The 19,990-nt window shown below is 75.8% G+C and carries 18 protein-coding genes; 11 read left to right on the top strand and 7 right to left on the bottom strand.

Annotated elements, in window-relative coordinates; genetic code table 11:
• Nucleotides 1–44 precede the first annotated feature (44 nt).
• From ACUN9U_RS04720 to ACUN9U_RS04710, 3 genes are all read left to right on the top strand, one after another.
• Nucleotides 45–1,094 carry a DnaJ C-terminal domain-containing protein gene (locus ACUN9U_RS04720; protein ID WP_445483773.1) on the top strand — a complete coding sequence of 350 codons (1,050 nt, stop codon included), beginning with the start codon at nt 45–47 and terminating at the stop codon, nt 1,092–1,094.
• Nucleotides 1,095–1,100: 6 nt separating this feature from the next.
• The gene (locus tag ACUN9U_RS04715) at nt 1,101–1,568 is read left to right on the top strand and encodes a heat shock protein transcriptional repressor HspR (protein WP_445483772.1); all 468 of its coding nucleotides are present in this window, start codon (nt 1,101–1,103) and stop codon (nt 1,566–1,568) included.
• A 248-nt stretch (nt 1,569–1,816) separates the two neighbouring features.
• A complete protein-coding gene (locus ACUN9U_RS04710; protein ID WP_445483771.1) occupies nt 1,817–2,305 on the top strand; it encodes a DUF4262 domain-containing protein in 489 nt (162 codons plus the stop codon).
• 56 nt (nt 2,306–2,361) lie between these two features.
• Here the strand turns inward: ACUN9U_RS04710 and ACUN9U_RS04705 are convergent, their stop codons facing one another.
• Entirely contained in the window at nt 2,362–3,312 is a 951-nt protein-coding gene (locus ACUN9U_RS04705) for an aldo/keto reductase (protein WP_445483770.1), read from the bottom strand.
• An 85-nt stretch (nt 3,313–3,397) separates the two neighbouring features.
• Between ACUN9U_RS04705 and ACUN9U_RS04700 the strand changes: the two genes are divergently transcribed.
• From ACUN9U_RS04700 to clpB, 6 genes are all read left to right on the top strand, one after another.
• Entirely contained in the window at nt 3,398–4,216 is an 819-nt protein-coding gene (locus tag ACUN9U_RS04700; RefSeq protein WP_445483769.1) for an aldo/keto reductase, read from the top strand.
• A 31-nt stretch (nt 4,217–4,247) separates the two neighbouring features.
• Nucleotides 4,248–5,033: an isocitrate lyase/PEP mutase family protein gene (locus tag ACUN9U_RS04695; RefSeq protein WP_445483768.1), complete on the top strand. Its 786-nt coding sequence runs from the start codon at nt 4,248–4,250 to the stop codon at nt 5,031–5,033.
• A 79-nt stretch (nt 5,034–5,112) separates the two neighbouring features.
• On the top strand, nt 5,113–6,615 hold the full coding sequence (gndA, locus tag ACUN9U_RS04690) for an NADP-dependent phosphogluconate dehydrogenase (protein WP_445483767.1): 1,503 nt from the start codon (nt 5,113–5,115) through the stop codon (nt 6,613–6,615).
• Nucleotides 6,616–6,858: 243 nt separating this feature from the next.
• Nucleotides 6,859–8,262 (top strand): DUF2786 domain-containing protein, encoded by a 1,404-nt coding sequence (locus ACUN9U_RS04685; protein ID WP_445483766.1) that lies wholly within the window; start codon nt 6,859–6,861, stop codon nt 8,260–8,262.
• A gap of 139 nt (nt 8,263–8,401) precedes the next feature.
• Entirely contained in the window at nt 8,402–9,397 is a 996-nt protein-coding gene (locus ACUN9U_RS04680) for a manganese catalase family protein (RefSeq protein WP_445483765.1), read from the top strand.
• Nucleotides 9,398–9,555: 158 nt separating this feature from the next.
• Nucleotides 9,556–12,270: an ATP-dependent chaperone ClpB gene (clpB, locus tag ACUN9U_RS04675; RefSeq protein ID WP_445483764.1), complete on the top strand. Its 2,715-nt coding sequence runs from the start codon at nt 9,556–9,558 to the stop codon at nt 12,268–12,270.
• Nucleotides 12,271–12,395: 125 nt separating this feature from the next.
• Here the strand turns inward: clpB and ACUN9U_RS04670 are convergent, their stop codons facing one another.
• The 3 genes from ACUN9U_RS04670 to ACUN9U_RS04660 all read right to left on the bottom strand — a co-directional run bounded on the left by ACUN9U_RS04670 (nt 12,396) and on the right by ACUN9U_RS04660 (nt 15,821).
• Complete coding sequence (locus ACUN9U_RS04670) at nt 12,396–13,361, bottom strand: alpha/beta fold hydrolase (protein WP_445483763.1); 966 nt, start codon at nt 13,359–13,361, stop codon at nt 12,396–12,398.
• 144 nt (nt 13,362–13,505) lie between these two features.
• Nucleotides 13,506–14,306, bottom strand: coding sequence for an exodeoxyribonuclease III (locus ACUN9U_RS04665; RefSeq protein ID WP_445483762.1), 801 nt, complete (start codon nt 14,304–14,306; stop codon nt 13,506–13,508).
• A gap of 66 nt (nt 14,307–14,372) precedes the next feature.
• Nucleotides 14,373–15,821, bottom strand: coding sequence for a multidrug effflux MFS transporter (locus ACUN9U_RS04660; protein WP_445483761.1), 1,449 nt, complete (start codon nt 15,819–15,821; stop codon nt 14,373–14,375).
• A 178-nt stretch (nt 15,822–15,999) separates the two neighbouring features.
• On the opposite strand from ACUN9U_RS04660, the gene pyrE reads away from it, so the two are divergent.
• Nucleotides 16,000–16,599 (top strand): orotate phosphoribosyltransferase, encoded by a 600-nt coding sequence (gene pyrE / locus ACUN9U_RS04655; RefSeq protein ID WP_445483760.1) that lies wholly within the window; start codon nt 16,000–16,002, stop codon nt 16,597–16,599.
• Here the strand turns inward: pyrE and ACUN9U_RS04650 are convergent.
• The 3 genes from ACUN9U_RS04650 to ACUN9U_RS04640 all read right to left on the bottom strand — a co-directional run bounded on the left by ACUN9U_RS04650 (nt 16,572) and on the right by ACUN9U_RS04640 (nt 19,096).
• Nucleotides 16,572–17,240 carry a DedA family protein gene (locus tag ACUN9U_RS04650; RefSeq protein ID WP_445483759.1) on the bottom strand — a complete coding sequence of 223 codons (669 nt, stop codon included), beginning with the start codon at nt 17,238–17,240 and terminating at the stop codon, nt 16,572–16,574. The genes pyrE and ACUN9U_RS04650 overlap by 28 nt on opposite strands.
• Nucleotides 17,241–17,263: 23 nt before the next feature.
• Nucleotides 17,264–18,004 (bottom strand): HAD-IIA family hydrolase, encoded by a 741-nt coding sequence (locus tag ACUN9U_RS04645; protein ID WP_445483956.1) that lies wholly within the window; start codon nt 18,002–18,004, stop codon nt 17,264–17,266.
• Between the two features lie 93 nt (nt 18,005–18,097).
• Nucleotides 18,098–19,096 (bottom strand): intradiol ring-cleavage dioxygenase, encoded by a 999-nt coding sequence (locus tag ACUN9U_RS04640; protein ID WP_445483758.1) that lies wholly within the window; start codon nt 19,094–19,096, stop codon nt 18,098–18,100.
• Between the two features lie 93 nt (nt 19,097–19,189).
• On the opposite strand from ACUN9U_RS04640, the gene ACUN9U_RS04635 reads away from it, so the two are divergent.
• On the top strand, nt 19,190–19,933 hold the full coding sequence (locus tag ACUN9U_RS04635; protein WP_445483757.1) for a TrmH family RNA methyltransferase: 744 nt from the start codon (nt 19,190–19,192) through the stop codon (nt 19,931–19,933).
• The last annotated feature ends 57 nt before the right edge of the window (nt 19,934–19,990 follow it).

The raw sequence follows: 19,990 nt of genomic DNA, 5'->3' as shown, positions 1-19,990 counted from the left end.
CGCCACCGGCGGGGCGCGGGTCGGGCCGTTCCCGGAGGAACCCCATGGCCGGCCAGGACTGGCTCGAGAAGGACTTCTACTCCACCCTCGGCGTCTCCAGCGACGCCTCGCAGGACGACGTGCGCAAGGCCTACCGCAAGCTCGCCCGCACGCTGCACCCCGACGCCAACCCCGGCGACGCCTCCGCCGAGGCGCGCTTCAAGGAGGTCGGCGAGGCGTACTCGGTGCTCAACGACCCCGAGCAGCGCCAGCAGTACGACGCGGTGCGGGCCATGGCCGGGGGACGGGCCCGCTTCTCCTCGGGGTCCGGCGGCCCCGCCGGGGCCGGCGCGGCGGGGTTCGAGGACCTCTTCGGCGGTCTGTTCGGCGGCGCGGGAGGCGGCCAGCGCGTCCGCTACGGCGCCCCGGGCGCCGGTGGTGCCGGTCCCGACGTCGAGGACCTGCTGGCCAGCATGTTCGGCGGCCATGCCGGGCGCGGCGGCCCCGCCGGCTTCCAGGCCCCCGGTGGCGCCGGCGGTCGCCGCGCCGGGGTCGACCTCGACGCCGAGACCACGCTGCCCTTCGCCGACGCCGTGGGCGGCGCGACGGTGACGCTCAGCGTGGACGGCCAGCCGCTGACCACCCGGATCCCGCCGGGAGTGCGCGACGGGCAGCGGATCCGGCTGCGCGGCAAGGGCCGCCCCGGCCCGCGCGGCGGCCAGCCCGGCGACCTGTTCATCACCGTGCACGTCGAGCCCCACCCGGTCTTCACCCGCGACGGCGACGACCTGCGGGTCACCCTGCCGGTCACCTTCGACGAGGCGGCCCTGGGAGCGGAGGTGAGCGCGCCGGTGCTCGACGGCAGCACCGTGCGGCTGAGGGTCCCCCCGGGCACCCCCTCGGGACGCACCCTGCGCGTCAAGGGCCGCGGCGTCCGCCGCGGGGAGAGCACCGGGGACCTGCTGGTGACCACCCAGGTGGTGGTGCCCCAGCGGCTGGACGGCGCGGCGCGGGCGGCCGTGGAGGCCTTCCGCGACGCCGTGTCCGGCGCTGACGGGGCCGACCCCCGCGCGGACCTCCTGGCCCGCGTCCGCGGCGCCGCCGGGGGGAGGTGAGCCGAGGTGCCTCCCGGCGACCAGCGCACCGGACTGCACCCGGACGCCGCCGTCTTCGTCATCTCCGTGGCCGCGGAGCTGGCGGGGATGCACCCCCAGACCCTGCGCCAGTACGACCGGCTGGGGCTGGTCTCGCCCTCGCGCACCTCCGGGCGCGGCAGGCGCTACTCCCCGCGCGACGTGGTCATGCTCCGCGAGGTGCAGCGCCTGTCCCAGGAGGAGGGCGTCAACCTCGCCGGCATCAAGCGCATCCTGGAGCTGGAGGACCAGGTCAGCGCCCTGCAGGCCCGCGTGGAGGAGCTGACCGCCGAGGTCGAGCGCGTCTACGAGGCGCTGCAGCGCTCCCGGCGGGTCTTCGCCGCCGGTCCCGGTGGGGACGTCGAGGCCGTCGAGCGCGGCAGGCGGCCCCGCCGCCCCGCCCCGACCTTCGGCCCCTCCGGTGCGCTCGTCGTGTGGCGGCCTCCGGCGCGCTGAGCCCGGCTCCCCGCGCGGCGTGCGTCGCACGCCGGGCTGTCGGTGCCCCTCCCTGCGGTGCCGTCCAGGCGCTCGACCGACAGGACGAGCAGCGGGGAACGCCTGCGAATGTCGAACACGTGTTCTAAGTTGGGAGCCGCTGGAGGTGAGGGGCTCGTGGCGGGTCGTCACGCACGTCACGCTCGTCACGTCTGTCACAGATGTCATCTATGCTCCACCAGCAGGCGAAGACTGAGGAGGCGGCTCCTGTGACGCGTGTGGACCACCGGGCGGTCGAGGCCCTGGACGAGCACCGCCGCCTCATCGACGAGCAGGGCTGGTCGGTGGTCTCCGTCGGCGGCGGGCGCCGCGCGCTGCCCTTCTCCCACACCGTGGGCCTGACCCGGCTCGGCCACCCCGAGCTCCTGGTCAGCGGCCGCGGCCACGCCGAGGCCCGCTACCTGCTCGACGTGCTGGGGGACGAGGTGCTCGCGGGCCACCGGTTCCACGTCGGCGACGCCCTCCGGCGCGACCCGTGGCCTCCCCTGCGCCTGCTGCGCGTCACCTCGCCCGACGCCCTCGTCGTGGCGCAGGCCGTCGCCGGTGCCGACACCCCCGTGCCCGCGCTGCAGGTGGTCTGGTGCGACGAGGCGGGCCGCTGGCCGTGGGACCCGCAGCGCACCCCGGGAGCCGCCGGCGCCGTGGAGCAGCAGCTGTTCGCCCGCGCACCCAAGATCGCCGCCCCGCGTCAGCTCTGACGCCGGGGACCCGCGCCGGCGCACGAGCGGGGGGACCGCTGCTGGCCGAGTGGGCCTCAGCGCCAGGCGCGCGCAGACCTCTCGCCCCAGTAGGCCGCCGGTTCCCGCGCCAGCGGCTCCAGCGCGGCCAGGGCGTCGTCGTCGAGGTCGAGCCGCGCCGCCGCGACACCGCTGGCCACCTGCTCGGGCGTGACGGCCCCCGACAGCACCACCCCGGCCCACGGCTGGGCCAGGGCGCTCGCCAGCGCGAGGCGGTCGAGCGGCACGCCCACCTCGTGCGCGGTGCGCTCGGCTGCGGCGTCACCCCCGGGTGCGAGCCGGCCGTTGGCCAGCGCCTCCTTGACCACCACCAGCCACCCGGCGTCCGCGGCCTCCGCCAGCGCCGGGCCGGCGGAGGGCTCCAGCGGGTTCCACGTCGACTGCACCGAGCTGAACAGCGGCTCGCCGTCGACGGTGACCCCCAGGGCCTCCCGCAGCACCTCGCCCTGGTGCGGCCCGGAGGTCGACAGGCCGATCCGCAGGCCCCGTGAGCGCTCCTCGGCCAGCGCGCGCAGCAGCTGCCCGTCGCGCAGCACGGGGCTCTCCGGCGTCACCGAGTGGACCTGGTGGAGGCGCAGGTGGTCTCCCAGGAGCCCGCGCGTCAGCGCGAGCTGCTCGCGGAAGGCGCCCAGGGAGTGGTCCTTCACCTCGTGCTGGTCGGCGTCCACCCGCCACCCGCCCACGTAGCGGTAGCCCCACTTGGAGGCGACGACGAGCGCGGGGTCCGCCGCGACGTCGGGGCGCGAGGCCAGCCAGCTCGCGAGGAAGTCCTCCGCGAGCCCGTAGGAGCGCGCCGCGTCCAGGTGGCGGACCCCCGCCGTCCAGGCGGCGTCGAGCACCTCGGCGGCGCGGCGGCGCATCGCCTCCACCGACCTGTCGGCGCCCAGGTCGCCGTCGCGGCCCGCGGTGATGTACGCCGGGCGCCCCAGCGCCGCCAGCCCCAGCCCGAGACGGGCGACGTCGCTCACGGGGCCGTTCTACCGGACACCACGGGATCGCTCCTCCCGGCGGCCCGCGCTCGCGCGGCTGGAGCGCCAGGAGCAGGGTGGCGCCATGAGCGCCCTCACCGACGTGTTCACCCTGTCCAACGGCGTCACGATCCCCAAGGTCGGCTTCGGCACCTGGCAGATCCCCGACGGCGCTCCCGCCTACGAGTCCACGCTGGAGGCTCTGCGGGTCGGCTACCGCCACATCGACACCGCCCGCGCCTACGGCAACGAGGCCAGCGTCGGCAGGGCCGTGCGCGACTCCGGCGTCGACCGCGGCGAGGTCTTCCTCACCACCAAGCTGCCCGCCGAGGTCAAGACCGCCGCCGGTGCCCGGGAGGCCTTCGACGCCTCGCAGAAGGCCCTCGACCTCGGCGTGGTCGACCTCTACCTCGTGCACGCCCCCTGGCCGTGGGACGACATGGGCTCTGACCACCGCGACGGCAACGTCGAGGTGTGGAAGGTGCTCGAGGAGCTGCTCGACGCCGGGCGCACGCGGTCCATCGGGGTGAGCAACTTCGACGTCGACGACCTCGAGGACCTCACCTCCCGCACCGACGTCGTCCCGCACGCGGACCAGGTGCGCTGGTTCGTCGGGAACACCCAGGAGGAGACCACCGCCTGGTGCCGCAGCCACGACGTGCTCGTCGAGGGCTACTCCCCGCTGGCCACCGGCGGTCTGCTGGACGACGAGGCGCTGGCCCGCGTGGCGCAGCGCACCGGGCGCACCCCCGCCCAGGTGGCCATCCGCTACCTGCTCGAGAAGGACGTGCTGCCGCTGCCGAAGTCGACCACGCCCTCGCGGATCCGGGAGAACGCCGACGTCGACGCGCCGCTGTCCCCCGAGGACGTCGCCGAGCTCGACGCCGTGACCACCCGCCGCTGACCGCCGTCGGCCGCTGCTAGCGTCCGACGCCGTGACCGACCTCGCCGCGAAGGCCCGCACCCTGCTCGACCTGCACCGCGCCCCCGAGCTGCTGGTGCTGGCCAACGCCTGGGACGTCGTCTCCGCGCGCGCGGTCGCCGCAGTGGACGGCACCCGGGCCATCGCCACCCCCAGCCACGGCATCGCGGCCACCTTCGGCTACGAGGACGGCGAGCAGATCCCCCTCGACCTGCACCTGGACATGGTCGCGAGGATCGCCAGCGGCGTCTCCCTGCCGGTGACCATGGACATGGAGGCCGGCTACGGCGACGCCGGGGAGACCACGCGGCGCGCCATCGCCGCCGGCGCCGTGGGCGGCAACCTCGAGGACGCCCTCAAGCCCCTGGAGGAGTCCGTCGCCGCGGTGGAGGCCAGCCTCCGCGCGGCCCGCGACGCCGGGGTGCCCGACTTCGTCCTCAACGCCCGCACCGACGCCTTCGTCCGCGCCCCGCAGGGGCAGCCGGTCGAGGAGACCCTCGCCGAGGCGGTGCGCCGCGCGAAGGCCTACCTGGAGGTGGGGGCGCCGGTCGTCTTCATCCCCCGCCTCGCGCAGCGCGAGCACGTCGAGGCGGTGGTCTCCGAGCTGGGCCGCGGCGTGGTCACCCTGATCTCCATCCCCGGGGTGTCCCTGCCGGCGCGCGAGCTGGAGCAGCTCGGCGTGGCGCGGCTGTCCACGGGACCCTTCACCCAGCGCGTCGCGCTGACGGCCCTGCAGGACGCCACCGCCGAGCTCCTCGCCGGTGGCGTGCTGCCGCCGGGCACCCGCGCGCTCAACTGACCCGCGTCCGGCCGGCCGGCGCCCGCCGCCGCGGCGACCAGGCTGGCGGCCGGCTCGCAGCGCCCGGCAGGATCGGGCCATGGCAGACGAGTCCTCCACCCCCACCACCAGCGCCCGCGCCGACATCGGCGTGACCGGGCTGGCGGTCATGGGCCGCAACCTGGCCCGCAACTTCGCCCGTCACGGACACGTGACCGCGCTGCACAACCGCACCCAGTCCCGCGTGGACGAGCTGGTCGAGGCCTTCGGCGACGAGGGCGACTTCGTCGCCTCCACCGACCTGGCCTCCTTCGTGGCCTCCCTCAAGCGGCCCCGCCGAGTGATGATCATGGTGAAGGCCGGCGCTCCCACCGACGCCGTCATCGACGAGCTCGTCCCCCTGCTGGAGGAGGGCGACATCGTCATCGACGGCGGCAACGCCCACTTCGAGGACACCCGCCGGCGCGAGCAGGCGCTGCGCGCCAAGGGCCTGCACTTCGTCGGCACCGGGGTCTCCGGCGGCGAGGAGGGCGCCCTCAACGGGCCGAGCATCATGCCCGGCGGCTCCAAGGAGTCCTACGAGGCGCTCGGCCCGATCCTGGAGTCCATCGCCGTCGACGTCGACGGCACCCCCTGCTGCACCTACGTCGGCCCCGACGGCGCCGGCCACTTCGTCAAGATGGTGCACAACGGCATCGAGTACGCCGACATGCAGCTCATCGCCGAGGCGTACGACCTGCTGCGCCAGGGACTGGGCAAGAGCCCCGCCGAGCTCGCCGACGTCTTCCGCACCTGGAACGAGGGCGACCTGGAGTCCTTCCTCATCGAGATCACCGCCACCGTGCTCGCCAAGGTCGACGCCGAGACCGGGGGCCCGCTGGTCGACGTCATCGTCGACGCCGCCGAGCAGAAGGGCACCGGCCGCTGGACGGTGCAGACAGCCCTGGAGCTGGGCATCCCCGTCACGGGCATCGCCGAGGCCGTCTTCGCGCGGTCCCTGTCCGGCTCGGTCGACCAGCGGAGGGCGGTGCAGGCGGCGGGCTCGCTGACCGGTCCCTCCGGGTCGCTCGAGGGCGCCGAGGCCGAGGGCTTCGTCGACGCCGTCCGCGACGCGCTCTACGCCTCCAAGGTGGTCGCCTACGCGCAGGGCTTCGACATGATCGAGGCGGGGTCGGCCCAGTACGGCTGGGACGTCGACAAGGGCGCGATGGCCACCATCTGGCGCGGCGGGTGCATCATCCGGGCGCAGTTCCTCAACCGGATCAAGGAGGCGTACGACAAGGACGCCCACCTGGCCTCGCTGCTGCTGGACGACTACTTCGCCTCCGCGGTGGCGAGCGCGCAGGACTCCTGGCGCCGCGTGGTGGCCACCGCGGTGCGCCTGGGCGTGCCCGTGCCCGGCTTCTCCAGCGCGCTGGCCTACTACGACGGCCTGCGCCGCGAGCGCCTCGGTGCGGCGCTCGTGCAGGGACAGCGGGACCTGTTCGGGGCGCACACCTACGGCCGCGTCGACAAGCCCGGCACCTACCACACCCTGTGGTCCGGGGACGGCTCTGAGGAGCGCCAGGACAGCCAGGGCCAGGGGAGCCACAACCCCCACTGACGCACGTCGTCCGCCCACAGGCGGGTGCCGCCGCGGTCCGTCCACAGGGCCCGGCGGCACCCGCCCCCCGCTGTCCGGGACCGCCGCCAGCCTGGTCGGCGAGCGGGTCGGGCGACCCGCAGCGAGGTGGGTGCCGAGGTGGGATCGCTGTACCGGGGACCGTGGGACGGCTCGGGCTGCTCGTGCGGGAGGGCGGCCTGTGCGTGCTGGGGCGGGGGGTGTTCCTCCGAGGGCTGGCAGGACGTGCGGGGCCAGCTGGGGCAGACCCCTGACGGCTGCTGCGACGGCGGTGGCTGTGACGGCACTTGCGGCAGTGAGTTCGACGGGTACGACGGGTGCGACGGGTGCGAGGGCTCGGGCGACGACGAGCCCGGCTGGGCGGGTGAGCGCTCAGCACCGGCTCCGCCCCCCACGGTCGAGGAGCTGCTGGCCGACGCCGGCGACGCGCTGCGCACGGGCGGTCGCACCACCGCCGCGCAGGTGCTGGCCGGGGGCGCCGAGCCCGAGGTCGTCGCCGCGGTGAGCGCGTTGCTGCTGGAGGTGCTGCAGCGCCGCTGGGACGCGGGGTGGGAGCCCGCCGACGTGCTGCGCTGGACGCGCCGGCACCTGGGCGCCGAGCGCGTGCCGCTGGCGGGGCTGGCGGTGGGGGCGCAGCTGGCGCGCCGCTCCCGCGCAGACCTGCCGCGCCGGTTCCGCGAGCAGCTGGAGGGCGCCGGCGTCGAGCTGCGCGAGGGCGCGCAGGGCTTCCTGCGCGAGGCCGGGGCTGGCCAGCGCTCGTGGGACCGCGGGGCGCCGCGGTGGGCACCGGCCTGGTCCGTCGTGGCCCTGGAGGCCCTGGAGCTGGCTCTCGACCTCGACCGGCAGCCCCCGCTGCCGGTGGTCGGTGCCGCCGGCGGTGCTGCCGGAGCTGCTCCGGCGCTGGAGGGCGTGGACCCCAAGGTGCTCGAGCGCGTCCGGCTCCTGCTGGCCAAGGCCGAGTCCACCACCTTCCCTGCCGAGGCCGAGGCGCTCACCGCGGCCGCGCAGAGCCTCGTCGCGCGGCACAGCCTGCAGGCCGCCCTGGCCGCGGGGACGGGGCGGACCGGTCGGGACGCCGCGCCGGTGGGCACGAGGATCGGCGTCGAGGCGCCCTACGAGGGGCAGAAGGCGGCTCTGCTGGCGGCGGTGGCCCGCGCGAACCGGTGCAGCGCGGTGTGGTTGCGCCACGTGGGCTGCTCCGCCGTGGTCGGCTTCGCGGCCGACCTCGCGGCGGTGGAGGTGCTCTTCACCTCCCTGCTGACGCAGGCGGTGCGGGTCATGACCGCGGCCGGCGCCGACGTCAGGCCGGGTGCTCGCGCCCGCCGCCCGGAGTTCCGCAGGGCCTACCTGGAGTCCTTCGCGCGCCGCATCGGCCAGCGCCTGGAGGAGGCGGCGCGCGCCGACGCCGCCGAGGTCTCCGACGGCCGGCTGCTCCTGGTGCTGGCCGACCGGGCCGCGGCCGTCGACGCCGCCGTGGCGCAGGCCTTCCCCGACCTCGTGAGCCGCCGCGGTCCGCGCACGCTGGACAGCGCGGGGTGGGCCTCGGGGTGGGCCGCCGCCGAGCTCGCCTCGCTGGAGGCCGGACAGCCCCTCGGCAGCCGGCACGCGCTGCCGGGAGCCGGCGGCTGAGCGGCGGCCTCAGGCCGGTCGACCGGCCGGCGGCGGGCTCCCGTGCGCCCTCGGGCGCGTGCGCCGCCGGCCGCGGGGTAGGGCAGCCCCGACCCGGTGCAGCAGCCGCCGGTGCAGGCCTCGAACAGAGGAGCCTCCCGTGTACCTCCACGTCCAGCAGCTCATCAACGAGATCGCCCAGGACGAGCCGGACCCCGCGGCCGCCAACGCCCTCCAGGAGGGGCTCGGCGGTCAGTTCGGTGAGATGCGCACGATGATGCAGTACCTGTTCCAGTCGATGAACTTCCGCGGCGACCCGCGCTCGAAGCCCTACAAGGACCTCATGCAGGGCATCGGCACCGAGGAGATCAGCCACGTCGAGCTCATCGGCACCACCATCGCCCGTCTCACCGACGGCTCCCCGCGCTACCGGGGCGAGCAGTCGGACGACCTGGACGTGCCCGGCGCCGGCGGGGCCACGCCGCTGGCCAGCGCCCTCACCGAGGGCAACATCCACCACTACCTCGTGGGCGCGCAGGGCGCCCTGCCGGTCGACTCCGCGGGCAACCCGTGGAGCGGCTCGTACGTCTACAACTCGGGCAACCTCGTGCTGGACCTGCTCTACAACCTCATGCTCGAGTCGACGGGCCGCCTGCAGAAGAGCCGCATCTACGAGATGACGGCCAACAAGACCGCGCGGTCCACGGTGGCGTACCTCATCGTGCGCGACCAGGCCCACGAGAACGCCTACGCCAGGGCGCTCGAGACGCTCGGGGTGGACTGGAGGAAGACGCTGCCGATCCCGAAGACCAACGCGGAGCGCTTCCCCGAGGTCAAGGAGCTCGTCGACAAGGGCCTGCAGAGCGTCAACTACACCTTCGACCTCACCGGGCTCAGCGAGGCCAGCAAGATCCTGCGCGGCCCCTCGCCGTCCAACGACGGCACGGAGCTGTCGGTGCCGCGCCAGCTGCCCGAGGGCGGCGAGCCGATCACCGTGGCCCCGCCGCGCTTCGAGGAGTACGCCCCCGGGGTCGACCAGGAGCTGCTGGACCTCATCGCCGCGACCGCGGAGCTCGAGGTGGCCGACATCGAGAACAGCTTCGGCTCCCTCGACCTCGACCTGACGGCCGAGGAGAAGAGCGCCGCGCGCGGCTGACCCGGCGCACCCGCGCTCCCACCGGCTCCGGCGTCCGGGCGCGCCTCCCGTCGCCGGCCGGGTGTCGTGCACGGGTGGCCGAGCGCGGGAACAGGGGTGGTGCGGGCTGGGTTGAGCCACATAGGCTCAAGTCAGTCCCGCACCACCCCGGAGGTCCCGTGGAGCTCAAGCTCACCACCAAGAGCCAGGAGGCGCTGGCCGCTGCGGCCTCCAGCGCCGTGGAGGCCGGCCACGCCCACGTGCTGCCCGCCCACCTGGCCCTCGCCCTGCTGGAGCAGGGCGGCGTCGCGGCAGCCCTGCTCTCGGCCACCGGCGCCGAGGTCGCACCCGTGCGCGAGCAGCTGCGGGCCCAGCTGGCCGCCCTGCCCTCGGCGTCCGGCGCCACCGTCGCCACCCCCCAGCTCTCCCGGCCCGCGCTGCAGGCCCTCACCGCCGCCCGCACCGCCAGCGAGGCCCACGGTGACTCCTTCGTCTCCGCCGACCACCTGCTGGTCGGCCTGGCCAGCGTGGAGGGCCCGGAGTCCGTGGCCCCGCTGCTGGCCCGCGCCGGCGCCACCCGCGACGCGCTGCTCGCAGCCCTGCCCGGCGTGCGCGGCGGCGCCCAGGTCACCTCACCGGACCCGGAGGGCACGTTCAAGGCCCTGGAGCAGTACGGGGTCGACCTCACCGCCCGCGCCCGCGAGGGGAAGATCGACCCCGTCATCGGCCGCGACGCGGAGATCCGCCGGGTGGTGCAGGTCCTCGCGCGGCGCACCAAGAACAACCCCGTGCTCATCGGCGAGCCCGGCGTCGGCAAGACCGCCGTGGTCGAGGGCCTGGCGCAGCGCATCGTCGACGGCGACGTGCCGGAGTCGCTGCGCGGGCGCCGCCTCATCAGCCTCGACCTCGGCGCGATGCTGGCCGGCGCCAAGTACCGCGGGGAGTTCGAGGAGCGCCTGAAGTCGGTGCTGGACGAGATCAAGGGCTCCGACGGCGAGGTCATCACCTTCATCGACGAGCTGCACACCGTCGTCGGCGCCGGAGCCTCCGGCGGCGAGGGCGGCCTGGACGCCGGCAACATGCTCAAGCCCATGCTCGCCCGCGGGGAGCTGCGCCTGGTGGGCGCCACCACGCTGGCCGAGTACCGCGAGCGCATCGAGAAGGACGCCGCCCTGGAGCGGCGCTTCCAGCAGGTCTTCGTCGGCGAGCCGTCCGTGGAGGACACCGTCGCGATCCTGCGCGGCCTCAACGAGCGCTACGAGGCCCACCACGGCGTGGAGATCACCGACGCCGCCCTCGTGGCCGCCGCGACGCTCTCGGACCGGTACATCACCGGGCGCCAGCTGCCCGACAAGGCCATCGACCTGGTCGACGAGGCCGCCTCGCGCCTGCGCATGGAGATCGACTCCTCCCCGGAGGAGATCGACGCCCTGAGGCGCTCCACCGACCGGCTGCGCATGGAGGAGATGGCGCTCGCGGCCGAGACCGACCCCGCCTCCCTCGAGCGCCTCGAGCGCCTGCGCGCCGACCTGGCCGACCGCACCGAGCAGCTGGCCGCCCTCACCGCCCGCTGGGAGCAGCAGAAGGCCGGCCTCAACCGGGTGGGCGAGCTCAAGGGGCAGCTCGACGACGCCCGCTCGCGCTTCGAGCGCGCCTACCGCGACCTCGACTACGCCGCGGCCTCCCGCATCCAGTACGAGGAGATCCCGCACCTGGAGCGCGAGCTGGCCGAGGCCCAGGCCGCCGAGCAGGGCGGCGGCAGCGCGGGCGGCGCCGAGCCGCTGGTGGGTGAGCGCGTCGGCCCCGACGACATCGCCGCGGTGGTGGCCGCCTGGACCGGCATCCCCGTCGGCCGCCTGCTGGAGGGCGAGACCGCCAAGCTGCTGCGCATGGAGGAGGTCCTCGGCGAGCGCCTGGTCGGTCAGCACGAGGCCGTGCGCGCCGTCTCCGACGCCGTGCGCCGCGCCCGCGCCGGCATCTCCGACCCCGACCGGCCCACCGGCTCCTTCCTCTTCCTGGGGCCCACCGGCGTCGGCAAGACCGAGCTGGCCAAGGCCCTGGCCGACTTCCTCTTCGACGACGAGCGCGCCATGGTGCGCATCGACATGTCGGAGTACGGGGAGAAGCACTCCGTCGCCCGGCTCGTCGGCGCACCCCCCGGGTACGTGGGCTACGAGGCGGGCGGCCAGCTGACCGAGGCCGTGCGGCGCCGCCCCTACAGCGTGGTGCTGCTCGACGAGGTGGAGAAGGCGCACCCCGAGGTCTTCGACGTGCTGCTGCAGGTCCTCGACGACGGCCGCCTGACCGACGGGCAGGGCCGCACCGTCGACTTCCGCAGCACGATCCTCGTGCTGACCTCCAACCTCGGCAGCCAGTTCCTCGTGGAGCAGTCGCTGAGCGCGGAGCAGCAGCGCGAGGGCGTCATGGCGGCCGTGCGCGCCGCCTTCAAGCCCGAGTTCCTCAACCGCCTCGACGAGGTGGTGCTCTTCGACGCCCTGAGCACCGAGGACCTGGCCCGCATCGTCGACCTGCACGTGGACGCCCTCGCCCGGCGCCTGGCCGACCGGCGCCTGCAGCTGCACGTCACCCCGGCCGCGCGGGAGCTGCTCGCCCTGGAGGGGTGGGACCCGGCGTACGGGGCCCGGCCGCTGCGCCGCCTGGTGCAGCGCGAGATCGGCGACGCGCTGGCCCGCGAGCTGCTCTCCGGCGCCGTCCAGGACGGTGACGCGGTGCTCGTGGACACCTCCGCGGACCCCCTGGGCACCGGCCGCGACCGGCGGGCCCTGACCGTGCGCCGCCTGGCTCCCGGGGAGCAGGTCCCCGGCGCCGCCCCGGGCGGCGGGTCGCAGGGCGCAGGCGGACCCGAGGGGCTGAGGGCGCTGCCCAGCGCCTGAGCGGCCCACCCGGGCACGACAGCGGGGCCGGGCGCTGCAGGCGCCCGGCCCTCGACGTCGTCCCGCCGGCCGGCGGTCCAGTCCATCGGCGCGCCTGCTCGGCCGGTGGCGGGCGCCACGCGGTCTCAGCCCAGCAGCGCGCTGACCTCCGCGGCGATCGCGTCGGGCCGCTCCACCAGCATCATGTGGCCGGTGCCCGCCACCACGCGCATCCGCGCCTGCGGGAGGGCGTCGACCAGCGCGCGGGCGTGCGCGGGGGGCGTCAGCCTGTCGTGGTCGCCCACCACCACGCGCACCGGCGTGCCCGCCGCTGCCAGCAGCGGCAGCGCCGCGCTCTCGTCGTGGGCCATGAGCGCGGAGAACCACTCACCCGTCGTGCGTCCGGAGACCCTGCCCATGGCGCGCATCGTGGCGGCCACCAGCTGCGGGTCCACGCCCGGCCCGTAGTTGGTGCGCTGGGCGAGCAGCCTCGGCGCGCGCGGCACGAGCAGGTCCTGGGGCAGGCGGGCCAGGGCGGCCATGAGCGGCACCAGCGGGCGCCCCGACGAGGACAGCCCTCCCGCCGAGGTGCTCACCAGCACCAGCCCGCGGGTGCGGGGGCCCAGCAGGCCCGGCGCGCGGGCGCTGGCCGACAGCAGCGCCATGCCGCCCATCGAGTGGCCGACCAGCACCAGGGGGCCCTCCGGGGCGCAGGTGTCCACGACGGCCGCGAGGTCGTCGGCGAGGCGGCTGATGGCGGCCACGGAGCGCGCCGCGGGGGCCAGCGGGCCGCGGGCGGCCGAGGAGCCGTGGCCGCGCTGGTCGTAGCGGACCACGCGCACGTCGGGGCGCTCCTCGGCGAGCACGGCCAGCGTGCGGTCCCACACCACCGCGCTGAGGGTCCACCCGTGCACGAGGACCACCGTGGGCGCTGCCGTCCGCCGGCCGGCCAGGCGCTCGCGCCAGCGCACCGAGGGCGGCCTGGCCGGCTCGTGGACGTAGGTCGCCAGCGCGGCGCCGTCGTCGGCGAGCACCCAGCCGTCCGGCTCGCGGGGTCCCTCGGCCTGGCTCGTCGTCGCGGTGGCGGGCGCCCCCTCCAGCCCGTGCAGCACGGCCCGCGAGGACCGTGCGGAGCCGTGCGGGCGCTGCCCCCCCAGCCGCCGCGAGGACCCGGCGAGCCCGGCGTCGCGCCAGCGCCGCCGCCGCTGCGGCCCCGGTCGCGCAGACGGGAGGCGCTCAGCTCTCACCGGAGTGGCTCAGGCGAGGTCGACGACGACCGGGGCGTGGTCGGAGGCGCCCTTGCCCTTGCGCTCCTCGCGGTCGATCGAGGCCCCGGTGACCCGGCCGGCCAGGGCCGGGGAGCACAGGGCGAAGTCGATCCTCATGCCCTCGCGGCGGGGGAAGCGGAGCTGCTTGTAGTCCCAGTACGTGTACGTGCCCGGCCCCGGCGCGTGGGGCCTGACGACGTCGGCGAAGCCCGCGTCGACCACCGCGTAGAACGCCTCCCGCTCCGCGGGCGTCACGTGCGTGGAGCCCTCGAAGACGCTCATGTCCCACACGTCCTCGTCCTGCGGCGCGACGTTCCAGTCGCCGCACAGGGCGACCTGCGCCTGCGGGTCGGCGGCGAGCCAGCCCGCCCCGGCCTCGCGCAGCGCGGCGAGCCACTCGAGCTTGTACTGCAGGTGCGGGTCCTCCAGGGACCGTCCGTTGGGCACGTACAGGCTCCACACGCGCACACCGCCGCACGTGGCACCGATGGCGCGCGCCTCGGCGGCGGCCTCGACGTCGGGGGAGGAGGACCAGCCGGGCTGGCCGGGGAAGCCGACCTCGACCTCCTCCAGGCCCACGCGGGAGAGCACGGCCACGCCGTTCCACTGGTTCAGGCCGACGTGCGCCGCCTCGTAGCCGACCTCGCGGAACGCCTCGTGGGGGAACTGGGAGTCCTTGCACTTGGTCTCCTGCAGGGCCACCACGTCGACGTCGCTGCGCTGCAGCCAGGCCACGGCCCGGTCGACCCGGGCGCGCACGGAGTTGACGTTCCAGGTGGCGATCCGCACGCCCGCGACGCTACTCGACGGCGCCGGGGGCGGCCCGGCGCGAGGGGCCGGCCGCCAGGGCGCCGCTCAGCGCTCGGGACGGCAGGTGCCGCAGGCGGCTGCACCGGCGGGCGCGGCGACGTCGCCGTCCTCGTCCTGGCCCGCCCGGGCGAGCTCGGCGGCCTGGTCCTCGAGCGCGCGGACGCGCTCGGCCTCGACGGCGGCGGCCAGGCGCGCCTCCTCACCGTGCAGCACGGGCGGGCGGGCGAGGGCGCGGCGGGTGAAGACGAGGTACACGGCCAGCGCCACCAGGAGGGCGCCCGCCATGATCAGTCCCATCGAGGTCGCCGGCGCGAACGGCAGCGCCCCGCCCAGGGGGGCGGCGGCGGCCGCGACGCCGTGCTGGGAGGCCCCCAGCAGCGCAGCGGTCGCGCCGGCGGCGGTGGCGTGGCGCTCCAGGGCCAGCACGGGGCTGTTGGGCATCACCAGGCCGACGCAGAACATCGTCATCCACAGGGGGACCAGCAGGCCCAGCAGCCCGCCGGCCCCGGTGGTGGCGGCGGCCAGCAGCAGCAGGCCGCTGGCCGCGCCCGCGACCAGACCGGTCACCATCAGGCCTTGGGAGGAGAAGCGGTGCACCAGCGAGCCGTTCACCTGGGTGCCCAGCACGAGCATGCCGCCGCCGGTGGCGAAGGCGACGCCGAAGGCCGCGGCGCTCAGCCCGTACTGCTGCTGGAAGGCGAAGGAGGACTGCGCCACGTACCCGAAGATCGCGGACATCGACATGCCGGCCACGAGGACGATCCCGATGAGGGCGGGGTCGCGCAGCAGGCCGGCGTACCCGCGCAGCGCGGGGGCCAGCCGGAAGCGGCGCCGCTGGCGCACCGGCACCGTCTCGGGCAGCAGCACGCCGACGGCGACGGCCAGCGCGGCCGACAGGACCGCGAGCGCCACGAACAGCCCGCGCCAGTGGAAGAGCTCGAGCAGCACCCCGCCGATGGTCGGGGCGAACAGCGGCGAGACGCCGACGATGACCATGAGGCGCGCCTGCAGGCGCGCGGCGCCGCGCCCCTCGAACTTGTCGCGCACCACCGCCAGGGCGATGACCGACGCGGAGGCGGTGCCCAGGCCCTGCACCACCCGCAGCGCGGACAGCACCTCGATCGTGGGCGCGAGCGCGCACAGCAGCGAGGCGACCACGTGCACGCCCAGGCCGGCCAGCAGCGGGCGGCGCCGTCCGACCGCGTCGGACAGCGGCCCCACGAGCAGCATGCCGAGCGCGACGCCGACCATCGTGCCGGTCAGGGTCAGCTGCACCTGGGAGGTCGAGGCCCCCAGCTCGGACTCCAGCTGGGGGAAGGCCGGCAGGTACAGGTCGATGGTGAAGGCGCCCAGGGCGGCGAGGCTGCCGAGCAGCACCACCCACGCGGCGCGGCGGCGCAGCGGGAGCGCGGTGAAGTCGCGCTCGCGGGGCACGGCGGCCGGGGCGGCCGAGGTGGCTGAGGTGGCGGTGCGGGGCGCGGCAGAGGTCGACACGGGAGTCGGCACAGTCCTGTCGGACGTCGGGTGAGGGCAGGCGATTGCTCACGACAACCAGCCACCCCCAGTTTCTCACGTTGGAAGCCGTTCGTCACGGCCAATCCCGAGGAGGTGGTCGGGAACCGGCCGCGGGGCGCCCGCCGGTCACGGGGTGGCGGCTCACTAGCCTGCGCCCGTGACCAGCGACGCCACCAGCGACCAGACCCCCGCGCCCGGCGCCGCCCGCGCCCGCCTGCTGCAGCTCGTCTCCGAGCTCGCCGTCGTGCGCGGCCGGGTGACGCTGTCCTCGGGGGCCGAGGCGGACTACTACGTCGACCTGCGCCGGGTGACGCTCCACCACGAGGCGGCCCCGCTCGTCGGGCAGGTGGTCCTCGACCTGCTGTCCGAGCAGCTGCCCGGCGGCCTGGGGGGCGTGGACGCCGTGGGGGGGCTGACGATGGGCGCCGACCCGGTGGCGTGCGCGCTGCTGCACGCCGCCCGGGCCAGCGGGGCGGCGCCGCTGGACGCCTTCGTCGTGCGCAAGGAGGCCAAGGCGCACGGGCTGCAGCGCCGGGTGGAGGGCCCCGACGTCGCGGGCCGTCGCGTGGTGGCCGTGGAGGACACCTCCACCACGGGCGGCTCGGTGCTCACCGCCGTCACGGCGCTGCGGGAGGCGGGCGCCGAGGTGGTGGCCGTCGCCGTGATCCTCGACCGGGCGACCGGCGCCCGGGAGGTCGTGGAGGCCCAGGGGCTGCCCTACCTGGCCGCCTACTCCGTGGACGAGCTCGGCCTCTGACCCCCGGCCGGCCCCCCGGCCGACCCCTCGCCGGGCACCCCGTGCCCGTCGCCGCGGCGCCGCTGCCAGCGGCGCCGCGCGGCGGCGGCCAGCGGCACCACGACGGACAGCGCGACCGCCGTGCCCGCCACCGCGTAGGCCGCGGTCTTCAGCCACGGCACGGTGGCGGCGTAGTAGCCCAGCACGATCAGGCCCGCGCCCCACACCAGGGCACCGGCCAGCGTGGCGGCCAGGAACTGGGAGTACCGCATGCGCGAGACCCCGGCCAGCACCGGCACGAAGGTGCGCGCCCAGGGGATGAAGCGCGCCACCACCAGGGCCACCGGGCCGAAGCGCTCGTAGAAGGCCTCCGCCCGCTCCAGGTGGGCCAGCACCCTGGGGGGCCGCCGCTCCAGCCACGGCCGCCCGTAGCGAGCCCCCGTCCAGTAGCCCACCGCGTTGCCGGCGGTCGCGGTCACGGCCGTGCCGCCGGCCAGCAGCCACAGGCTCACCCCCGGGGAGGCCTGCGCCACCAGGCCCGCCGTGAACAGCACCGTGTCCCCGGGCATCCAGAACGCCACGAGGATCCCGGACTCCACGAAGACCAGGCCCCACACGACGGCGTAGAGGGCTCCCGCGGAGAGGTCGGCGAGGTCTGGCACGGCAGCGGGCCCGGTCGTCGTCCTCAGACGAGGTCGACGACGTCCGCGATCGAGTCGACGGTGCGGTGCGGGCGGAAGGGGAAGCGCTCGACGTCCGCGCGCGAGGTGGAGCCCGTCAGCACGAGGATCGTCTCCAGGCCCGCCTCGATGCCGGCGACGACGTCGGTGTCCATCCGGTCACCGATCATCACCGTGGTCTCGGAGTGGGCGTCGATGGCGTTGAGCGCCGAGCGGAACATCATGGGGTTGGGCTTGCCGACGTAGTAGGGCTCCCGGCCCGTGATCTTGGTGATCATCGCGGCGACGGCGCCGGTGGCCGGCAGCTTGCCCTCCAGCGACGGCCCGGAGGCGTCGGGGTTGGTGGCGATGAAGCGCGCACCGCCCTCGACCAGGCGCACCGCTCGGGTGATGGCCGAGAAGGAGTACGTGCGCGTCTCGCCCAGGACCACGTAGTCGGGGTCGGTCTCGGTGAGGGTGTAGCCCGCCTCGTGCAGCGCCGTGGTCAGCCCGGCCTCCCCGATGACGTACGCCGACCCCCCGGGGTTCTGCTCGGCCAGGAACGTGGCGGTCGCCAGCGCCGAGGTGTAGATCGCCCCCTCGGGCACGTCGAGCCCGGAGGCGTGCAGGCGTGCGCGCAGGTCGCGCGGGGTGTAGATCGAGTTGTTGGTGAGCACGAGGAAGCGCCGCCCGCGCTCCTGCAGCCGCGTGAGGAAGGCGCTCGCCCCCGGGATGGCGGAGCCCTCGTGGACCAGGACCCCGTCCATGTCGGTCAGCCACGTCACCGGGGCCGCGCGCTCGCTCACCAGCCCACCCTAGGGCGGTCGTGCTCGCGGGCGCGCGGTGCGCCGCGGCGGGCCTCACGACGTCGTCGACTGCTCCGGCGGGGCACCACCGGGGGCGCCGTCGGGCGGCGTCCCGCCCGGCCCTCCCTGCCCGCCGCCCGCGGGGGCGGACATCCCGGTGGCGGCCTGCGTCGTGGCGTCGACACCGACCCTGAGGTTCACGACGTACCCGCTGGCGGCGTCACCGGTGACCGCCGGGGTCTGGCTGGCGCCCTGGTCGTCGCTGAAGACGTTGTCGGTGGCCAGGCTCACCTGCGCCAGGTTGGTGACCGACTGCTCGTAGCCGCTGGTGGCGTAGACCGCCTCGCAGACGTCCTGCGGCAGGGCGACCTGGGAGGTGGCGATGGCGTTGCTGGCGTCCGTGGTCGAGGAGGCGTCGGGGTAGACCTCGAAGTGGATGTGCGGCCAGCGCCCGGAGTAGCAGGCGGGGAAGATGCTCGTGAACTGCACCCGGCCCGAGGCGTCCGCCACCTGCACCCCGCGCAGGTAGTCCTCCGCGGTGAGGCCGTCGCTGTACATCGAGTACTTCCCGTTCCGGTCGCAGTGCCAGACGTAGACGGCCGCGCCCTCGTAGGCGGCGCCCCCGTCAGCCAGGTCCACCAGGTCCAGCTGGAGCGTCATGGGGACGCCCTCGGCGGTGGTGGAGGTGCCGGAGCTGGTGCGGATGTCGGACCTGACGATCCCGCTCTCCTCCAGCGCGTCCGGGCCGTTGGACCCGTCCCCGGGGTAGGGGCCGGCCGTCTCCTCGGGGATCTCCGCCAGGCCCGAGGTCGTCGTCGCGGCGCTCGTCGAGGTGCTGGTCGTGCTGGCCGCGTCGGCGCTGCCGCACGCGGCCAGCAGGCCGGCGGCCGCGCCAGCGCCGCCCAGCTGCAGCAGGCGGCGCCGGCCGAGCAGGGTCGCCACGTCGAAGGCGGCGCCCTGGTCGTCGACGTCCTCGTGCTGGCGCGGCAGGACGCGCCCCTCGTAGGTGCGCAGCTGCCGGTCCGCGCCGCGCCTGGTCCCGAAGATGCCCATGACCGCTCCCACCCTCTGCGGCCCCGCGCTGCGCGGGACCGACCTGCCACGAGGTTCGGGCGGGCGCCGGACGCGTCGCTGGGAGCCTCCTAGGTGCCCGCTGTGGAGGCCGGGCGCCCCAGCGGCAGGCTGTCGTGCGTGGTGGAGCGGACGGCGGTGGAGGGAGCCGGGGACGACGACGAGCGGGTGCGCGCCGTCGGCGTCGGCCCCTGGGCGGACGAGCGGGGCGGGACGCCTCCCGAGGACCCGCGCCTGGACCCGCAGCTGCTGCGCGAGGGGGACCGGCGCAACGTCGTCGACCGGTACCGCTACTGGAGCGAGGCGGCGATCCGCGCCGACCTCGCCGAGCGCCGCGCGCGCGACTGGCCCGGCGCGGAGCTGCACGTGGCGGTGGAGGGGTTCCGGCACGACATGAACGTCGGCTCGGTGGCCCGCACGGCCAACGCCGCTGGAGCCGCGGGCTTCCACGTGGTCGCCGACCGGCGCTGGAACCGCCGCGGCGCCATGGCCACCGACAGGTACCTGGCCGTGCACCACCACGCGAGCGCCGCCGACCTGCTGGTGTGGGCCGCCGCGCGCGACCTGGTGCTGGTGGGCCTCGACAACGCGCCGGGGGCGTCGCCCCTGGAGACGGCGGACCTGCCCGCCCGCTGCCTGCTCGTGGTCGGCTCCGAGGGGACGGGCCTGTCGGCCCAGGTCGTGGCCGCCAGCGCCCTGCTGGTGGAGATCGCGCAGTTCGGGTCGACCCGGTCGATGAACGCCGGCGCGGCGGCCGCGGTGGCCGTGCACGCGTGGCTGCGCCGCCACGCCTTCGGCCAGGTGCCACCGCGGGCGTGAGCCGCCGACCTCGATCGACTTGCGTGCTGCCGGCAACGGTCTGAGCGTTCACCTCGG

The organism is Quadrisphaera sp. KR29 (assembly GCF_052644995.1).
The sequence above is the reverse complement of the archived record's forward strand: the minus strand, read 5'-3'. Positions and strand labels throughout refer to the sequence as shown.

Excerpts from the sequence above, each read along its gene's own strand:
- ACUN9U_RS04720 (WP_445483773.1), top strand. The coding sequence starts at position 45 with ATGGCCGGCCAGGACTGGCTCGAGAAGGACTTCTACTCCACCCTCGGC.
- ACUN9U_RS04700 (WP_445483769.1), top strand. The coding sequence starts at position 3,398 with ATGAGCGCCCTCACCGACGTGTTCACCCTGTCCAACGGCGTCACGATC.
- gndA (WP_445483767.1), top strand. The coding sequence starts at position 5,113 with ATGGCAGACGAGTCCTCCACCCCCACCACCAGCGCCCGCGCCGACATC.
- ACUN9U_RS04645 (WP_445483956.1), bottom strand. The coding sequence starts at position 18,004 with ATGGACGGGGTCCTGGTCCACGAGGGCTCCGCCATCCCGGGGGCGAGC.
- ACUN9U_RS04640 (WP_445483758.1), bottom strand. The coding sequence starts at position 19,096 with ATGGGCATCTTCGGGACCAGGCGCGGCGCGGACCGGCAGCTGCGCACC.